The 16,591-nt window shown below is 42.8% G+C and carries 18 protein-coding genes; 1 reads left to right on the top strand and 17 read right to left on the bottom strand.

The genetic code is table 11. The features are described from left to right. Window positions 1-203 precede the first annotated feature (203 nt). The 17 genes from ACZ9AO_RS17745 to ACZ9AO_RS17825 form a co-directional block, all read right to left on the bottom strand. Window positions 204-797, bottom strand: a complete 594-nt coding sequence (locus tag ACZ9AO_RS17745; protein WP_251541601.1) for a TIGR01440 family protein — start codon at window positions 795-797, stop codon at window positions 204-206. Window positions 798-856: 59 nt separating this feature from the next. Next, window positions 857-1,303, bottom strand: coding sequence for a ribose 5-phosphate isomerase B (gene rpiB, locus ACZ9AO_RS17750; RefSeq protein ID WP_476109629.1), 447 nt, complete (start codon window positions 1,301-1,303; stop codon window positions 857-859). Between the two features lie 338 nt (window positions 1,304-1,641). Continuing rightward, window positions 1,642-2,085: a low molecular weight protein arginine phosphatase gene (locus ACZ9AO_RS17755; protein ID WP_427602943.1), complete on the bottom strand. Its 444-nt coding sequence runs from the start codon at window positions 2,083-2,085 to the stop codon at window positions 1,642-1,644. 142 nt (window positions 2,086-2,227) lie between these two features. Continuing rightward, complete coding sequence (locus tag ACZ9AO_RS17760) at window positions 2,228-2,794, bottom strand: manganese efflux pump MntP (RefSeq protein ID WP_048685870.1); 567 nt, start codon at window positions 2,792-2,794, stop codon at window positions 2,228-2,230. 74 nt (window positions 2,795-2,868) lie between these two features. Next, window positions 2,869-3,918: an L-threonylcarbamoyladenylate synthase gene (locus ACZ9AO_RS17765; protein ID WP_251541606.1), complete on the bottom strand. Its 1,050-nt coding sequence runs from the start codon at window positions 3,916-3,918 to the stop codon at window positions 2,869-2,871. 289 nt (window positions 3,919-4,207) lie between these two features. Next, window positions 4,208-5,143, bottom strand: a complete 936-nt coding sequence (spoIIR, locus tag ACZ9AO_RS17770) for a stage II sporulation protein R (protein WP_476109632.1) — start codon at window positions 5,141-5,143, stop codon at window positions 4,208-4,210. Window positions 5,144-5,303: 160 nt separating this feature from the next. Beyond that, window positions 5,304-6,173 (bottom strand): peptide chain release factor N(5)-glutamine methyltransferase, encoded by an 870-nt coding sequence (gene prmC, locus ACZ9AO_RS17775; protein WP_476109633.1) that lies wholly within the window; start codon window positions 6,171-6,173, stop codon window positions 5,304-5,306. Then, entirely contained in the window at window positions 6,166-7,236 is a 1,071-nt protein-coding gene (gene prfA, locus ACZ9AO_RS17780; protein WP_202313896.1) for a peptide chain release factor 1, read from the bottom strand. The genes prmC and prfA overlap by 8 nt, the downstream gene beginning before the upstream one ends. A 164-nt stretch (window positions 7,237-7,400) precedes the next feature. Then, window positions 7,401-7,850: a hypothetical protein gene (locus tag ACZ9AO_RS17785; RefSeq protein ID WP_251541608.1), complete on the bottom strand. Its 450-nt coding sequence runs from the start codon at window positions 7,848-7,850 to the stop codon at window positions 7,401-7,403. A 188-nt stretch (window positions 7,851-8,038) separates the two neighbouring features. After that, window positions 8,039-8,644, bottom strand: coding sequence for a thymidine kinase (locus ACZ9AO_RS17790; RefSeq protein ID WP_251541609.1), 606 nt, complete (start codon window positions 8,642-8,644; stop codon window positions 8,039-8,041). 138 nt (window positions 8,645-8,782) lie between these two features. Beyond that, window positions 8,783-8,983 carry a 50S ribosomal protein L31 gene (gene rpmE / locus ACZ9AO_RS17795; RefSeq protein WP_034315847.1) on the bottom strand — a complete coding sequence of 67 codons (201 nt, stop codon included), beginning with the start codon at window positions 8,981-8,983 and terminating at the stop codon, window positions 8,783-8,785. 149 nt (window positions 8,984-9,132) lie between these two features. Next, a complete protein-coding gene (rho, locus tag ACZ9AO_RS17800; protein WP_034315849.1) occupies window positions 9,133-10,422 on the bottom strand; it encodes a transcription termination factor Rho in 1,290 nt (429 codons plus the stop codon). A 318-nt stretch (window positions 10,423-10,740) separates the two neighbouring features. Then, window positions 10,741-11,703, bottom strand: coding sequence for a class II fructose-bisphosphatase (gene glpX / locus ACZ9AO_RS17805; protein WP_034315852.1), 963 nt, complete (start codon window positions 11,701-11,703; stop codon window positions 10,741-10,743). A gap of 99 nt (window positions 11,704-11,802) precedes the next feature. Continuing rightward, window positions 11,803-13,086, bottom strand: coding sequence for a UDP-N-acetylglucosamine 1-carboxyvinyltransferase (locus ACZ9AO_RS17810; protein ID WP_034315853.1), 1,284 nt, complete (start codon window positions 13,084-13,086; stop codon window positions 11,803-11,805). A 209-nt stretch (window positions 13,087-13,295) separates the two neighbouring features. After that, entirely contained in the window at window positions 13,296-13,946 is a 651-nt protein-coding gene (gene fsa, locus ACZ9AO_RS17815; RefSeq protein ID WP_034315855.1) for a fructose-6-phosphate aldolase, read from the bottom strand. Between the two features lie 161 nt (window positions 13,947-14,107). Further along, window positions 14,108-14,965: a class II fructose-bisphosphate aldolase gene (locus ACZ9AO_RS17820; protein WP_048683519.1), complete on the bottom strand. Its 858-nt coding sequence runs from the start codon at window positions 14,963-14,965 to the stop codon at window positions 14,108-14,110. Between the two features lie 247 nt (window positions 14,966-15,212). Next, window positions 15,213-15,584, bottom strand: a complete 372-nt coding sequence (locus ACZ9AO_RS17825) for a response regulator (protein WP_034315860.1) — start codon at window positions 15,582-15,584, stop codon at window positions 15,213-15,215. Between the two features lie 310 nt (window positions 15,585-15,894). Here ACZ9AO_RS17825 and ACZ9AO_RS17830 point away from each other — a divergent pair, with 310 nt between their 5' ends. Beyond that, window positions 15,895-16,425: a DUF2529 domain-containing protein gene (locus ACZ9AO_RS17830; RefSeq protein WP_251541611.1), complete on the top strand. Its 531-nt coding sequence runs from the start codon at window positions 15,895-15,897 to the stop codon at window positions 16,423-16,425. Window positions 16,426-16,591: the final 166 nt, after the last annotated feature.

Consider the following 16,591-nt stretch of genomic DNA (forward strand, 5'->3'; position numbering starts at 1 on the left):
TTTTCATTTAAAAATGTTCGTATTTAACATCGAAATTGTGATAAATAGCTCTTTCACCCTATATTCCATGAGCGGAATCACCATTCTATTAGCACTATTAAAGAAAGTTTTTTCTTCTAAGCCTTACCTTGAGCTTTACGATTTTGCCCGCCTCAATTAAAAAACAGCATTCCCCATCCGAGAAATGCTGTCTTACTTACCCATTAAGTACAACTCTTGTTTTCAGAGAGGTCCCGATAAACTGCACGCTCCCCGCCAATCAGTTTCGGACGGGTTTTTGCCATGGTCACATGTGCATGTCCTATTTCTTTAATGGCAGAGCGGATCGGGACCGCAACATGCTTCAGATGCATACCAATGAATGTGTCTCCAATATCTATCCCCGCATCCGCTTTGATATGTTCAACGACGACTGCATCTTTCCATTGCTGATAGGCGTACGTCGCCATCGATCCCCCAGCTGTTCTTACAGGAACGACCGAAACTTCTTCATAACCATAACGAATCGCGGTTTCCCTTTGTAAAACCAAGGCCCTGTTTAGATGCTCACAACATTGAAATGCAACCTGAACACCCGTTTTTCCTTGAAAATCCCTCACAACGGAAAAAATCATCCCAGCAACATCGAGCGTCCCGTCAGTACCGATCCTTTTCCCGATCACTTCACTTGTACTGCAGCCAATAACCAGTAGCTGTTTCTCTTTTAAAGCCGTCTGTTCTTGGAACTCATATAAAAGTTCCCGAAACTGGTTTTCCCATATCTCAAGCTCATTTGAAAATGTAGCATCACTTGTCATGAAAACGCATCCTTTCAATAAGAAAACTTGCTATCGGAACTCTCCAAAAACCATAAGAATTAGCTGTGCTTACCTTCGTACTCCGCAATCTTACCGATCCTGTTTTGATGGCGCCCGCCCTCAAAATCCGAAGTCAGCCATGTTTGGGCAATTTCCCTGGCAAGACCCGGACCAATGACACGTTCCCCCATCGCTAACATATTGGTATCATTATGCTGACGGGTCAATTTCGCACTATAGACATCATGAACCAATGCACATCGTATTCCTTTGACCTTATTGGCAGCAATGCTCATTCCGATTCCAGTTCCACAGATTAAAATGCCCCGATCGAACTCACCCCGTGCCACTTTTTCAGCAACCGGCAAGGCATAATCAGGATAATCCACCGACGTACTGCATTCACAGCCAAAGTCCTCAAATGGAATCTGTAACTCATTCAATAAATTCTTTATTTCTTCACGGATATGTATACCACCATGATCCGAAGCAATCGCAACTTTCATCATAATCCTCCTCTAGCTTTTTCATTTGATTTTATTGTGTCACAAAATTATGAAAAGATAAAGGATGTCCATCACTTCCCGCAAAGAAGCAGGAAACCAACTCTGGTTTCCTGCTAGCGGGTAATGGTCCTGTTCAACTTTTCCGCTTTCACTTTAAGTTCCATTGCCGATTTTCCGACATTTCCCATGACTATCCCTTGTTCGTTTGTGACAGCCGTCACTTCTTCCGCTCCAGCAGATGCTTATTCTGCAATAGCAGCCACTTCTTGGGACTGCCTTTATCCTATACCAAGCTTAGTAATATCTTTTACTCCAGCGGCCACATTATGTACCCCAGTTCAATTTTTAAGCCTTTTGACTAATTCATCTATCAATTCCTGCAGCTCCCTGAACGTTTCCCGATAAATGCCTTCAGAACCGCCGAACGGATCCATTATGTCTCTATCATATTTATCGCCGAGAATGAATTCTTTTAAAGTAAAGGTCTTATCGATCATTTGGGGGTATGAACGGGCAATGGCCGATTTATGCCCTTCCGTCATGGTGAAGATATGAGTCGCCCACTCCATTTCCTTCGCGGATAAAGGCGTTGAATGATGATTATGCACTATGTCATTTTCAACCAATACATTTTTAGCATGCATCGAAGCATCCTGACCTGTCGAAGCATACACGCCTGCGGACTTCACTTCAACACCCGCAATATTCTTGTTTTTCAATATCGCTTCTGCCATCGGGCTTCGGCATGTGTTACCTGTACATACAAATAATACTCGGATCATTTTAACGCCTCCTTTTTTATTCATTATAAGCTATCGCCCGTTTATTATAGTCAAAAAATCACTGTCATTGTGTCCGAAGAAAAATAAAAACCGCCCCGTTAATCGGAACAGTTGAGGAAGGAAGAATATGAATTCAGGCGGATCAAAAAGAGAACAATAATTTCAATCCAAACGCACACAGGATGCTTCCGCCTAGAATCTCACTATACACGCCAAGCAAACCCTGCATTTTTCTACCCAGTAAAAGCCCCGCCCATGTTAATAGAGTGGCGGCAAACCCAAAACAAAGAACGGTTAAAATCGTTTTGGCACCGTAAATCCCCAGAGTCAACCCTACCGAGAAGCTATCCAGGCTTACCCCTAAAGCAAAAATGATTAAACCTTTCCCGACAGGAGCCAGCATCTTATTTTGCATGGCACCAGCTCCATCCTTTTTACCAGGAATAAACATCTGTATACCAAGAATGATCAACAAGAGACCGCCGGCGTATGTAGCGAAGGTCCCGAATTTTTCTGAAATGAAACGGCCTGCCCCCATTCCAAGCAAGGGCATCCAAATATGAAAAATGCCTACTGTCAAACCTATAAACAGAATTTGCCTCAACCTTAGCTTAAACATTCCCATTCCAAGGCCCACTGAAAAGGCATCCATTCCCAACGCGAAGGCCATTAGCAATAAGGTGATGATTTCTCCAGCAAATGTATTCATTCCAATCCCCCTCGGACGTGCCTACTACATGTTATGCATGTCCGAAAAGAAATAGAAGGATAAATCAGTCCTTATTACACATGTTCCTTGATGATTTGATGACCTGCAGCCTTCTCAAGCCGGTTCATGACCGCAGCCCCTATTCCATGGTCAGGAAACATTTCACTAAAAATGACATCGACCTCCAGCTCGTCAAACTGTCTTAAGGCATCATATAAGCCTGTCGCAACTGTATGTAAATCGGCTAATGAACCTGGGACAACCACATAATCCGCCTTATAATCCTGTTGATGTTCATAAGCCGTAATGATGCCCACCTTTAACCCGTCACTTCTTTTCTCATCCACAAGCTTCTGAAGGAAAGCTTGATTACCTTTGACTAAAAATAGAGGGGCCTTCGGTGCATAGTGGGTATATTTCATGCCCGGGGCTTTTGGCGCCGTTTCCTGATTCTTCAAAGCGACATCTTGCCTGACTTCCCCTATTACCGCTTCCAGCTGTTCCAGGGTCACCCCGCCAGGCCTTAAAATAACAGGGACTTCCACAGTGCAATCCAGTACTGTGGATTCCACGCCCACACCTGTATTCCCGCCATCGACTATACCTGCAATCCGGCCCATCAAGTCAGCTTCAACATGTTTTGCTGAAGTGGGGCTTGGTTTACCGGAAGTATTTGCACTTGGAGCCGCAATGGGCAAATCACTCGCACGAATAAGGCCAAGGGCAACCTGGTGATCCGGCATCCTGACAGCCACCGTGTCCAATCCAGCTGTCACAAGGTTCGATAGCTGGCCCGGTTTTCGTTTCATGATCAAAGTCAAAGGACCCGGCCAAAATTCTGCCATTAGCTTCCGGGCCTGTTCCGGAATCTCTTCTACAATACCTGACAACTGGTCATCCGAGGCTATATGAACGATTAAAGGATTATCACTCGGACGCCCCTTTGCTTCGAACACTTTTTTGACCGCCTCGTCATTTTTGGCATTCGCGCCGAGTCCATAAACGGTCTCCGTAGGAAAAGCAACCACTTGATTAGCCTTTAATAATTCAGCTGATTGTGTAATCTGGGGATAACTTTGTAAATTATCCACATTTTTATCCACTGACCAAATTTTCGTTTTCATTTTGAACACCATCGCCTTTTAACATTTCTTATTTTATATAATCGCTTTAATATGAACGGTATTTTCAACTTAACGTACGAATTCCGCTTAAAAGATACTTTGAAAGTATAAAAGAAGTATACACATAATTCAAGTGTTATCCACAAATTGGGGATAACCACATCGAATCCGTGGATAAGTTTGTGGATATTAATAATTAATGACAGACTTTTTTGATTTTTTGTTAATAACCCTGTGGATATGTTTTTAAAATTATCTGAATTTAAAGAAGAGGGACTCAGCCCCCTCCTTAAAATAGATCATTGAAGATTTCTGCAAACAAGGACTTCACTTCCACCTCGGGCTCCTTTTCCCCTTCATATAATTGTTGACCTTTTTCATTGGATGCCGCAAGTTCAACCTTGTTTTCTTCAACTTTCCCTTCAATGACTTCCTCTGTCACCTGTTCCTTATCTTTCACTACCGCCACTTCTTCTTTTACCTCTGGCTCTACAACCTCTTCTTTTACCGTTAATTCCGGTGCTTCCTCTTTTACGCTCTCCACGATTACCTCTTCTTCAACTACTTCTTCCGGCCCTTTTTCCTTTTCAGCCAGCACTTCTTCTTCAACCACTTCCTCCGCAACAGGTTCACTCTCTTCATTCGTTGCAGCATACGCCTTTCCTTCCGAAGTCAATGACCCTTCCCCTTCATCCTCGACAATCGGACTTTGACTTACAGCCGTCCCATTTGAAAAATCCAAGAAACACAATGGGGGAAATAACACACACCACCAATTAGCGCCGTCCCCTTCACCAAGCGTGATAATCACTGCTTCATATTCCCCTGCCGGATATAAATACTGCCCGTACAGTTTTGTCGGAAATTCAGCTTGTCCAAAATCCACTTTCACCGACTGCTCCAAACCCTGTTCCTTTATTACCGCCTCAGCCGTCGCCTGGATATCCGGCAGATGCGAGGTGATCACATCCCTCGCTTCATCCAAAGAAGTAAGCTCAGCGACCCACTTTGTGATATCTTCATTTACCTTATCCCTAATCAGCCGTTTAACCGCTTGATCCTCTTCTGCATCACTATTGGCGAGTATCCGCAGCCGAATCGCCTCATCCGGAATTACCTTCGTATCTTCTGCACCGACCATCTCCGCTTTAGGCATATATATACTTACGATCGTTCCTATAGTTAAGATTAATAGATAAATAATGGCTAAATGTTTAGTTTTCATCGCCTTCGCCCCCTCACATGAATTAGTCTCACCATTTTCCAGCTATCTTAAACTAGTAAAAACAAAAAAAGTTGATAGCTGGAAATATAGATTCCAAAGGATTAATGAGGGTGTTGTCCCAAAAAAAAAAAAAAAAAACGTCTCACATAAGGGAGACGGATCATTTTAATTCAGCAAAGACCATTCGATCTTTTTCATTAATGTCATTTGTGATGGATACTTCCGCGGCAGGAAAGGTTCGCTTCAATAAATCGGCAACCGCCGCACCCTGCCCTGCACCCACTTCAAAACCGATCAGTCCAGGTACCTTCATGACCAAAGGTAACTGTTCCATAAAGCGGCGGTAAAAATCCAGCCCATCGATACCGGCAAACAATGCACGATGTGGTTCATGACCAGTCACGACCACTGACATGGATTTATGATCATCTTCTGGTATATATGGAGGATTCGATAAAAGAATGTCCACCTTCTCGTTCATATTCATGAACGGCGAAAGCAAATCACCTTGCATGAACTCCACTTCGGCACCAAGTGATTCGGCATTTTTCCGCGCCACCTCAAGCGATGGTTCCGCTATGTCCGTGGCCGTCACCATCAGGTTTGATTTTTCAAGTTTCATCGTTATGGCAATTGCGCCGCTGCCAGTCCCAATATCAGCTAAACGGAGCTTCTGTCCCTCCATAAAAATGGCCGGGAGTTTACGTAATGTATAATAAATCAATTCTTCTGTTTCCGGTCTCGGTATGAGCACTTCTTCATTCACAAAAAAGGTCCGTCCATAAAATTCTTCACTGCCGATTATATATTGGATGGGCGTCCCCTCAGCATGCAGCTCAATAGCGTCCTTAAATTTCCCAAAATCCGCTTCACTAAGCTCATCATGAAGGTTGGCCAGCATTTTGGAGCGAGTTTGTTTTAAAAAGTGCTGTAACAGGATTTCCCCAGCATTGGCATCACGATCATTTTCCTTTAAAAAAGAAGAAGCCCATTTAAGGGCTTCAAACACTTTCACGGCAGAATTACTCATCTGCATTTTCCAGCCTTGAAGATTGGTCTTCCATGATTAATGCATCAACGACTTCATCCAGTTTACCTTCCATGATTTGATCCAGTTTTTGAATCGTTAAACCAATGCGGTGGTCGGTAACGCGGTTTTGCGGGAAGTTATAAGTGCGAATCCTTTCAGATCGATCGCCCGTTCCAACGGCCAGCTTCCTATTTTGATCATATTCCGCCTGTATTTCGCGATTGATTTTATCGAACACCCTGGCACGCAAAACCTTCATTGCTTTTTCTTTGTTCTTGATTTGTGATTTTTCATCTTGACAGGATACAACCGTATTAGTCGGAATATGAGTCAAGCGCACCGCTGACATTGTCGTATTGACACTTTGCCCTCCAGGACCGCTTGATGCAAAGGTATCGACACGAATATCCTTATCATGGATTTCAACTTCCACTTCCTCAGCTTCAGGTAAAACGGCAACCGTGGCTGTGGATGTATGAATCCGCCCGCCTGATTCCGTTTCAGGTACTCGCTGAACGCGATGGGCTCCATTTTCGAATTTCAACTTTGAATAAGCGCCATTACCATTAATCATGAATATGATTTCCTTGTAGCCGCCAAGCCCAGTAGGATTAGCTTCAATTACTTCAGTCCGCCAGCCCTGCACCTCGGCAAAACGGCTATACATCCGGTATAGACTGCCTGCAAATAAGGCCGCCTCATCTCCGCCCGCCGCTCCGCGGATCTCCATGATTACGTTTTTATCATCGTTGGGGTCTTTCGGAATAAGCAATATTTTCAGCTTATCCTCAAGGCCTTGTATGGTCTCTTCAAGTTCATTGATCTCTTCTTTTACCATTTCACGCATTTCCGCATCAAGTTTCTCCTCCAGCATCGCCTTCGCTTCCTGAAGTTGCTCACGAACCGCTTTATATTCTTTATAAGTCGATGCGGTCTCTTGAATGCTGGATTGCTCCTTGGAATATTCCCTTAGCTTCTTGGAGTCATTAATGATCTCCGGGTCACTTAATAGTTCATTCAATCTTTCATATCTATCTTCTACTGCTTGCAAACGATCAAACAAATTATTCACCTCATAAATTTTCCAAAACATCTGAAACGAATTGGAAGTAATCCATCTTTTATTACTATAAATAAGTAGCTCAGTGCCCCAGCTCAGTTCACTTCTAGGTTAATTATAGTATAGGTGAATAATCAACGTCAAAGAGATTCAAAAATGTCGTGCCGTTACTTGTTTAATTCGACATCTACATTATATTGAGGCACAACCCTGTTTATCATGCCTTGTATTCGCTGCATTTCCTTATTTCTTTCTTTTTCGGTCTTGATTTTGCCTTTATCATGGACCGTAACGTGTATGGTATTTCCATTAAACCAAACGGAACCGGCCTCATAATCAGTTTCCGATTCGATCACCCCGCGGATTTCATCAATTTGCTGCCCCATGGATGGAGAATTATTGGATGTATGATGCGGTGTGTTGAGGACCTGATCTGATGGTCGTTCCGCTTCATTATCCCAATCATTATTGGATACTTGATTTAAACCATTGCCAACCCTGCCATCCCGGGATTGATCTCCATATTCCGAATCATTATTTATTGCATTGTCATTTTGACCGCATGCCGTTAGTGCAGCAAGCAAAAAGGCCGTCATAATAAGCAGTTTTGATTTCATATTTTTTCCCTCCATTTTGACTGGTTAAGAAGAACATTTCCTCGTTAGCCTACCCAAAATGGGGCAATATTTATCTTTTATTTCCCTTCCATGTATTGGTCAGGCCACCTAATAACTCGATAGTCTTTTCCACTTTTCCGCATAAAAAAAGCACCCTGTGATCTCATTGGATCATAGGGCACCATCATTCAAATATGTTCTTTAATCCCAACAGCCTGCTTACCTGGAACTTCGTGATGATGGCGGCAGCGGGGCTCGTACGATTCCGATGCACCCACAAGGATGATCGGCTCATCATAGGAGGCCGGCTCCCCATCTATCAAGCGCTGTGTCCTGCTCGCAGGTGATCCGCATACTTCACACACTGCCTGCAGCTTAGTCACCGCTTCTGCAAGCGATAATAGAACAGGCATAGGACCGAATGGTTCACCTCTGAAATCTTGATCGAGTCCAGCCATAATCACTCGATAACCGCTGTCCGCAAGATGCTGGGCAACCCCGATAATTTCATGATCAAAAAATTGCACTTCATCTATTGCAATGATATCCAGGGGCTTGTCCAAATACTTAAAAATATCCGTTGAATGGGCAATCGGTTTTGCCATCACAGAAGAGCCATTGTGTGATACGACAGCCTCTTCCGCATAGCGATTATCAATAGCTGGTTTAAATACAGCTATCTGCTCTTTAGCAAATTGAGCACGGCTGACTCGTTTAATCAATTCTTCAGATTTACCTGAAAACATGCTTCCGCAAATAAGCTCGATCCAGCCTGTTTGTTTCATTACATACATGGAAACAGCTACTCCCTTCCACCTGTCGATCCATTGGCCATAATTGAAGTCGACCTGGCTTTGTATAAATTCTTACTTGTTTATGGAAAAGAAAAAACAGGCAAGAAAAATACTTGCCTGTTTTTTAAAAAGTCCGGCTTATTTAATACCGTATTTTTTGTTGAAACGATCAACACGTCCGCCAGCTTCAGCGAATTTTTGACGACCAGTATAGAATGGATGGCACTCTGAACAAGTCTCAACTTTGATCTCTTCTTTAACTGAACCAGTTTCAAAAGTGTTTCCGCAAGAGCAAATTACTTTTGAAAGCTTATAATTTGGATGAATTCCAGTTTTCATTCTTTTCAGCTCCTTATGCCCTGAATCATTCGAAACAGAGTTATATACTTCAAGTTGAGGGAAAAGCACCCTCACATTTATTGTAAAAACACATGAACTCATTATAACAACTTAAAACTAGTTGTGCAACTGTTTGTTTCTTACAGGGTTTAAGAACGTTTTACGCTCGCTGGACCCTTTTTCATTTCTGACATCTCTTCATCCAGCTTACTGAAAAATTCTTCATTGCCTTTTGTCTGTTTTAGACGGCGAAGGAATTTCTCCGAGAAATCAGGCGAATCAGACATCGTTTTCCTAATGGCCCATAGTTTATCCAGGCGATCTTTCGGAATTAGCAATTCTTCTTTACGTGTACCTGAGCGACGAATATCGATTGCCGGGAAGATCCGTCTTTCGGCAAGGGCACGATCTAGATGCAGCTCCATATTGCCCGTACCTTTAAATTCTTCATAAATGACATCGTCCATTCTTGAACCAGTATCTACCAAGGCTGTAGCAAGGATCGTCAGGCTGCCGCCTTCCTCGATATTCCTCGCCGCACCGAAAAAGCGTTTCGGACGATGGAATGCAGCAGGGTCAATCCCCCCTGATAGTGTACGCCCGCTCGGCGGAATGACAAGGTTGTAAGCACGGGCTAGGCGAGTGATGCTGTCCATTAAAATGATGACATCCCGTTTATGCTCCACAAGTCGCATGGCTCGTTCTAACACCAGCTCAGCCACCTTGATATGGTTTTCCGGCACTTCATCGAAAGTTGAACTTACCACGTCTCCTGCGACGGAACGTTCAATGTCTGTCACTTCTTCCGGGCGTTCATCGATCAACAGCACAATCAATTCCGATTCGGGATGGTTTGTGGTTATCGCATTGGCAATTTCCTTGATGAGCATCGTTTTACCGGCTTTTGGCGGTGCAACAATCAGACCACGCTGTCCGAAACCGACCGGTGCCAGGACATCCATAATCCTGGTCGATAAGTTCTTCGGTGTCGTTTCCAGTTTAATTTGCCTGTTAGGATACAGCGGTGTTAAACCTGGAAAGTGGACACGCTCTTTAGCTGATTCCGGATTATCGCCATTGACCGCTTCAACATGCAGCAATCCATAATAGCGCTCGTTTTCTTTTGGAGGCCTTACCTTACCGGACACTTTATCTCCATTTCGCAAATCGAATCTGCGGATCTGTGAAGCCGAAATATAAATATCCTCCGAGCTTGGAGAATAATTAATTGGACGCAGGAAACCGAAGCCCTCGGAAGGGATGATCTCTAAAACGCCCTCCATGAATAGGAGACCATCCTGCTCAGCTTGCGCTTTCAGGATAGCGAAAATAAGTTCCTTTTTGGAAAGTTTGCTGTAATAGGAAACTTTATATTCACGAGCGTGCTCATAGAGATCCTTAAGTTTCATGTTTTCTAAATTAGAAATAGTTAAATTCATTATGACACCACACTTTTATTAATTAAACGTTTTCACCCATACTGAAAAAGAATTGGTTTGTTAGATGGAAGAAAAACCGCAATCCATGTACCCGACCAGAGTTTTCTTAGAAAGGATGATACATTTTTACATGTAAAGAAGAAAATTATTTGAAGGCTTCTTGAAGTTTGGAGTGAAAGGGCAGATTTTAAATTATTAATAGTAGACCAAGCTTTATTTTACTTTTTTTATTTTAATTATTCAACTTAAATTTTTTTAAAGAGAAAGCGAGCGATGAAACCGCTCGCTTTTTAAAAGTGATTTTTCTAAAAAACGCTATCAGTCAATCAAACCATTCGGTTTAATCTTAAGACTGTGACGCCCATCAATGAATCGAACGGTACCAGATTTAGCACGCATGACTACGGATTGCGTTTCGCCGTAATGCCCTTTAAATTGTACACCGCGTAAAAGTTCTCCGTCAGTCACACCTGTTGCAGCAAAAATTGCGTCATCTCCACGAACAAGATCTTCCATTCTGAGGACTTTTCCTAATTCAAGGCCCATTTTCCCGCAGCGTTCCACTTCTTCATCAGTATGAGGAACGAGCTTACCTTGAATTTCCCCTCCAAGGCATTTCAAGGCAACGGCTGCAATGACTCCCTCTGGAGCTCCGCCAGATCCGAATAAGATGTCAACACCGGTAAGATCGAAGGCCGTATTTATCGCTCCTGCGACATCTCCATCGTTGATCAACTTGATACGTGCCCCTGCCTCACGAAGTTCATGAATGATCTTCGAATGACGATCGCGGTTCAATACTGTCGCAACCACGTCTTGGATATCTTTATTTTTTGCCTTGGCTACCGCTTTCAGGTTGTCCAACACGGAAGCATTGATATCAATCTGACCAACCGCCTCGGGTCCGACAGCTATTTTATCCATATACATATCCGGGGCATGAAGCAAGTTCCCCTTATCGGCTATCGCCAATACAGCCAATGCATTCCAGCCGCCAGATGCAACGATGTTCGTTCCTTCTAATGGATCAACCGCAACATCCACTAGTGGCCCAAGACCAGTGCCAAGTTTTTCGCCAATATAAAGCATTGGCGCCTCATCCATTTCCCCTTCACCGATTACAACCGTTCCTTGCATGGGAATGGTATTGAAAACATCCCGCATCGCAGTTGTTGCTGCATCATCCGCTTCGTCTTTCTTTCCTCTTCCCATCCAACGAGCTGAATTTAGGGCCGCCGCCTCTGTTACGCGGACTAGCTCCATCGATAAACTTCTTTCCATTTCCGGTTCCCCCTCATGTACACTAGCATGATTTATTTATATATTAGTATAACACATTATATCATATATAGTAACACAATGAGGTAACAAGAAAAGGGATCAGCTTTTAAGCTGCTCCACTTCTTCTTGCGTCATTTCTTCACGCCAAATCGTCGCTCCCAAACCTGAAAGTTTTTCAACAAGATGGCTATATCCGCGATCTATATGTTCAAGCCCGGTCACTTCTGTAATCCCTTCAGCCATTAAACCGGCAATTACCAGAGCTGCTCCGGCACGTAAATCGCTTGCCTTCACTTTTGCCCCATGAAGTTGGACAGGACCATCGACGATGCCTGCTCTGCCCTCGACTTTGATCTTCGCATTCATGCGTCGCAGTTCATCAATATGCTTAAATCGTGCCCCGTATATCGTATCGGTCACCATGCTAGAACCGCTTGCTTTTGTTAAAAGGGAAGTGAAAGGTTGCTGAAGATCTGTTGGGAATCCAGGGTAAACCAACGTCTTGATATCAACGGATTTATAATTTTCTCCCGGCGAGACAAATATCTGGTCATCACCCGCTTCAATATTAATCCCCATTTCCCTCAATTTGGCAGTCAATGACTCCAAATGCTGGGGAATGACATTATCGATCAGAATCCCTTCACCGACAGCAGCGGCTAAAATCATGAAAGTACCGGCTTCAATCCGATCCGGTATGATCGTATGCTTGCAACCATGCAAACTTTCCACACCATCAATACGAATGATATCCGTTCCAGCACCTTTAATTTTTGCTCCCATATTGGTCAACAATGTGGCGACATCGATGATTTCCGGTTCTTTCGCAGCGTTTTCAATCACAGTGCGGCCTTTGGCCAAAACGGCGGCAAGCATGATGTTGATCGTTGCCCCTACACTAACGACATCCAAATATATGCGTGCTCCCCGGAGCTCGTCCGCCCTAAGGTAAATGGCTCCTTGTTCATTCGTCACTTGTGCGCCAAGTGCTTCGAACCCCTTAATATGCTGATCTATCGGACGGGGTCCCAAATGGCAGCCTCCAGGCAAGCCGATCACTGCCTTTTTGAATTTACCAAGCATTGCCCCCATTAAATAATACGAAGCACGTAACTTCTTGACCCTGCCATTCGGAAGTGGCATTGAAATCATCCTGCTGGGGTTGACTGTCATCTGCCCTTCATCAAAGGACACCTCACCGCCGATTTCCTCCATTAACTCTTTCAGCATCTGTACATCCGAGATATCCGGCAGGCCTTCAATCGTTACGGGAGAGTCCGCTAAAATTGTTGCCGGAATAAGGGCAACCGCACTATTTTTTGCTCCGCTGACACGAATGCTTCCCTTTAGAGGATAGCCACCGGCAATTTTAAGTTTTTCCATAATATACTCCCTTCCACGCTAAGCACTTAGAAGCTACTTCCAAAAAGTAATATTTTACCACAAGAAAATTGCATAATCCGACAACATTTACTATCTAGTTCTTTAGTTTACACAAAAGTAGAAAATTCATGTAAAAAAAAGATAAAAATTTCTAATTTATGTTAATTTTATTAAAACAGTGCAATCTATAGCGACTTAGCGGCAAGGCATTATGCTTCTGTACGTGAATTCCAATCGTTCAAGAAAGCTTCAATCCCTTTATCCGTTAATGGGTGGTGGAATAATTGCATTAAAACTTTATAAGGGATCGTTGCAATATGTGCTCCTTTAAGAGCCGCTTCTGTAATATGCATCGGATGGCGGATGGAAGCTGCAATGATCTCAGCATTGATATCATGGATTGCAAATATGTCAGCAATATCCGAAATTAAATCCAAACCATTTTGGCCGATATCGTCCAAGCGTCCTAAAAATGGCGATACATAAGTTGCTCCTGCCCTAGCTGCCAATAATGCTTGGTTGGCACTGAAAATAAGCGTGACATTTGTTTTGACACCTTGTTTTGTAAGTGCTGAAACAGCCTTCAAGCCATCTGGAGTCATTGGCACTTTGATCGTGATATTAGGTGCAATCGCAACAAGCTCCTTGGCTTCTGCCATCATTCCTTCAAAATCAAGCGCAATGACTTCAGCAGAAACGGATTCCTTAACAAGGCTTGTGATTTCTTTTAGCCGGTCATGGAAAGAAACTCCCTTTTCCCTGGCAACAAGTGATGGGTTAGTCGTAACACCTGCTAGTACGCCAAGTTCGTGCGCTTGTTTGATTTCTTCCATATTTGCTGTATCTATAAAGAATTTCATAAAATATCCTCCATATGTAATCGATTTTTTATTTCTCTATTGAATTCTAATTGTTCGAAAAATAGAGATCGGATTAAGCCTGCATCTAAAAGAAACCATTAGGGGGGAGCCCCCCAATGGGAATATTGCCTTACATTAAAAGGGATGGAACCCTTTTGAAATTATGCTTTGCCGTTTGAACCGAATTCACGAATTTTGCCGATGACCGTTTCTTTGATAGCTTCACGGCCAGGAACCATGTATTTACGAGGATCGTACACTTCAGAATCGTTATTCAGGATTTCACGAACCGCTTTTGTGAACACAATTTGATTTTCCGTATTCACATTGATTTTTGATGTTCCAAGAGAAATCGCTTTTTGGATATCTTTCGTAGGGATGCCTGTACCGCCATGAAGAACAAGAGGTTTGTTCGTTAAATCCCGTACTTCTTCCATTTCTTTATAGCCTAGGTTAGGTTCACCTTTGTATGGTCCGTGAACGGATCCCAAAGCTGGAGCAAAACAGTCGACATTCGTTTCTTTAACCAACTGTTCACATTCTTGAGGGTCTGCATATACGACTCCATCAGCGATTATATCATCTTCTTGTCCGCCAACCGTGCCCACTTCCGCTTCAACCGAAACATTCCGTGCATGAGCGAATTCGACAACCTTCTTGGTTGTTTCGATATTTTCTTCAATTGGATGATGTGAAGCATCGATCATTACTGAAGTGAATCCCGCTTCGATGGCTTCCTTACATTTATCATAACTTGAACCATGGTCAAGGTGAATGGCCACAGGAACAGTGATTTTCATGTCTTCCAACAAACCTTGAACCATCATGACAGTCGTTTTAAAACCACCCATATGACGGGCAGCACCTTCGGAAACACCAAGGATGACTGGAGATTTTTCTTGTTCAGCAGCAGCTAGGATAGCTTGAGTCCATTCAAGGTTATTGATATTGAATTGACCTACTGCATATTTTTCATCAAGGGCTTTATTCAGCATATCTTTCATAGAAACTAAAGGCATTTGATTTCCTCCTACTAGTGGATGTTTATTTTTAAAGTTAATTCTTTCTAGATATTCCCTAAAACCAAAGTAGCATACGCTTTATAAATCAGAATATCTCTCCTCTTTTAGCATATCAATACATCAAAAAAACAGCAACAATTACAACTGTACCATGTCTCAAATTTTATTCCAAAAAAACACGGCCCATCTAAAAAAAGATAGCCGCGGCAATTTCCCCGTCAATAATATTAAATTTTCAAGACCGTTAACTCGATTGAATCGGCAAGTATTCACGAACGGCTTTTCTAATATCATCAATATCAAACGGCTTTGCAAAGTGTGTCATTGCCCCTAAATCCTTTGCTTCTTGAATCATATCAAGTTCACCATATGCCGTCATGATTATGACCCGGATGTCCGGATCGACGACTTTCATCCTTTTCAAGATCTCAATACCATCCATTCCCGGAATCTTCATATCCAGCAATACAAGATCGGGTGAATGATTATTTAGCACTTCCAAGGCTTGAATGCCATTAGCTGCTTGAAATGTTTCATACCCTTCTTTATGTAACACCTCGTTCAATAAAATACGAATCCCGAATTGATCATCAACAATCAATATTTTCCCTGGCATTTTATCACCTCTCCCCTTCCCGATTCATCCATTAAATATATTAGCCTATTCGGCCTATTACCCGAAAAAGGGTAGTTACATAGATTGCGTTAAATTACTTGAGCAACGCATTTATTCATTCATGATATCTATGTTCATATTCGATAATTGTAACAAAATTCCTGCTGTATGGCTAAAAGGAATTTTAATTTTTTTGTTTTTTCGACCGATTTAGTTAATTCAGCCCTTTGAACCAAAAACCCTGAAACCTGTCAATGCAAAGGAAAGTCCTTTATAATAAGTATATTATTTTTTAAAGGAGTCCCTGTTCATGTTAAAAATTTTCTCGACACAGATAAGCGGTTTATTTAAAAAAATGATTGAAAATGAAGCCTTTGAAATGGAGGATGCCGGACGCCTGCTGGCTCAGGCTGTAGTTGGGGACGGTTCTGTGTTCATTCACGGTTTTGGTGAAATGGAGGGCGTCACTGCCGAGGCATTGAATGGGGAAGAACCCTTTCCTAAGGCAAAAAGCTATGATTTAAGTGAAACAATTTCCAAGGAAGATCGATTTCTTATATTCAGCCGCCATTCGGACGATTCAGAAGCATTGATGCTGGCAAAACAACTCAAGGAAAAAGATATCCCATTTGTTGCGGTTTCTACATCCGTCCCTTCCGAAGAAGATTCTCTTTTGGAGTTGGCTGACGTACATATTGATTTACGCATCCAACGGGGATTGATTCCCGATGAAACCGGAAATCGATATGGGTACCCTACCCTCCTTACCGCTCTTTTCGCTTATCATGGAATTAAATTCACTCTTGAAGAAATCATAAAAGAATATGAAGATGAAGAATGATGAATTCATCTAAAAAAGGTTCGGAAAAATATATCTTTCATCAAATGATGTTCCCGAACCCACTGACCACTCTCTAAATGTTAAAACAAATTTGATTGGAGCTGGTGTGCGGGACTCATGCAGGAAAGCGCGTCTAAGCGGTGCTTGGAGTGGCCATCAACCTCCC

This window comes from Peribacillus sp. TE19612 (assembly GCF_056279465.1).

Excerpts from the sequence above, each read along its gene's own strand:
- ACZ9AO_RS17830 (WP_251541611.1), top strand. The coding sequence starts at position 15,895 with ATGTTAAAAATTTTCTCGACACAGATAAGCGGTTTATTTAAAAAAATG.
- fsa (WP_034315855.1), bottom strand. The coding sequence starts at position 13,946 with ATGAAATTCTTTATAGATACAGCAAATATGGAAGAAATCAAACAAGCG.
- ACZ9AO_RS17765 (WP_251541606.1), bottom strand. The coding sequence starts at position 3,918 with ATGAAAACGAAAATTTGGTCAGTGGATAAAAATGTGGATAATTTACAA.
- ACZ9AO_RS17810 (WP_034315853.1), bottom strand. The coding sequence starts at position 13,086 with ATGGAAAAACTTAAAATTGCCGGTGGCTATCCTCTAAAGGGAAGCATT.
- ACZ9AO_RS17785 (WP_251541608.1), bottom strand. The coding sequence starts at position 7,850 with ATGAAATCAAAACTGCTTATTATGACGGCCTTTTTGCTTGCTGCACTA.
- rpiB (WP_476109629.1), bottom strand. The coding sequence starts at position 1,303 with ATGAAAGTTGCGATTGCTTCGGATCATGGTGGTATACATATCCGTGAA.
- ACZ9AO_RS17755 (WP_427602943.1), bottom strand. The coding sequence starts at position 2,085 with ATGATCCGAGTATTATTTGTATGTACAGGTAACACATGCCGAAGCCCG.
- ACZ9AO_RS17760 (WP_048685870.1), bottom strand. The coding sequence starts at position 2,794 with ATGAATACATTTGCTGGAGAAATCATCACCTTATTGCTAATGGCCTTC.
- rho (WP_034315849.1), bottom strand. The coding sequence starts at position 10,422 with ATGAATTTAACTATTTCTAATTTAGAAAACATGAAACTTAAGGATCTC.
- spoIIR (WP_476109632.1), bottom strand. The coding sequence starts at position 5,143 with ATGAAAACTAAACATTTAGCCATTATTTATCTATTAATCTTAACTATA.
- ACZ9AO_RS17825 (WP_034315860.1), bottom strand. The coding sequence starts at position 15,584 with ATGCCAGGGAAAATATTGATTGTTGATGATCAATTCGGGATTCGTATT.
- ACZ9AO_RS17745 (WP_251541601.1), bottom strand. The coding sequence starts at position 797 with ATGACAAGTGATGCTACATTTTCAAATGAGCTTGAGATATGGGAAAAC.
- glpX (WP_034315852.1), bottom strand. The coding sequence starts at position 11,703 with ATGGAAAGAAGTTTATCGATGGAGCTAGTCCGCGTAACAGAGGCGGCG.
- rpmE (WP_034315847.1), bottom strand. The coding sequence starts at position 8,983 with ATGAAAACTGGAATTCATCCAAATTATAAGCTTTCAAAAGTAATTTGC.
- ACZ9AO_RS17820 (WP_048683519.1), bottom strand. The coding sequence starts at position 14,965 with ATGCCTTTAGTTTCTATGAAAGATATGCTGAATAAAGCCCTTGATGAA.
- ACZ9AO_RS17790 (WP_251541609.1), bottom strand. The coding sequence starts at position 8,644 with ATGTATGTAATGAAACAAACAGGCTGGATCGAGCTTATTTGCGGAAGC.
- prmC (WP_476109633.1), bottom strand. The coding sequence starts at position 6,173 with ATGAGTAATTCTGCCGTGAAAGTGTTTGAAGCCCTTAAATGGGCTTCT.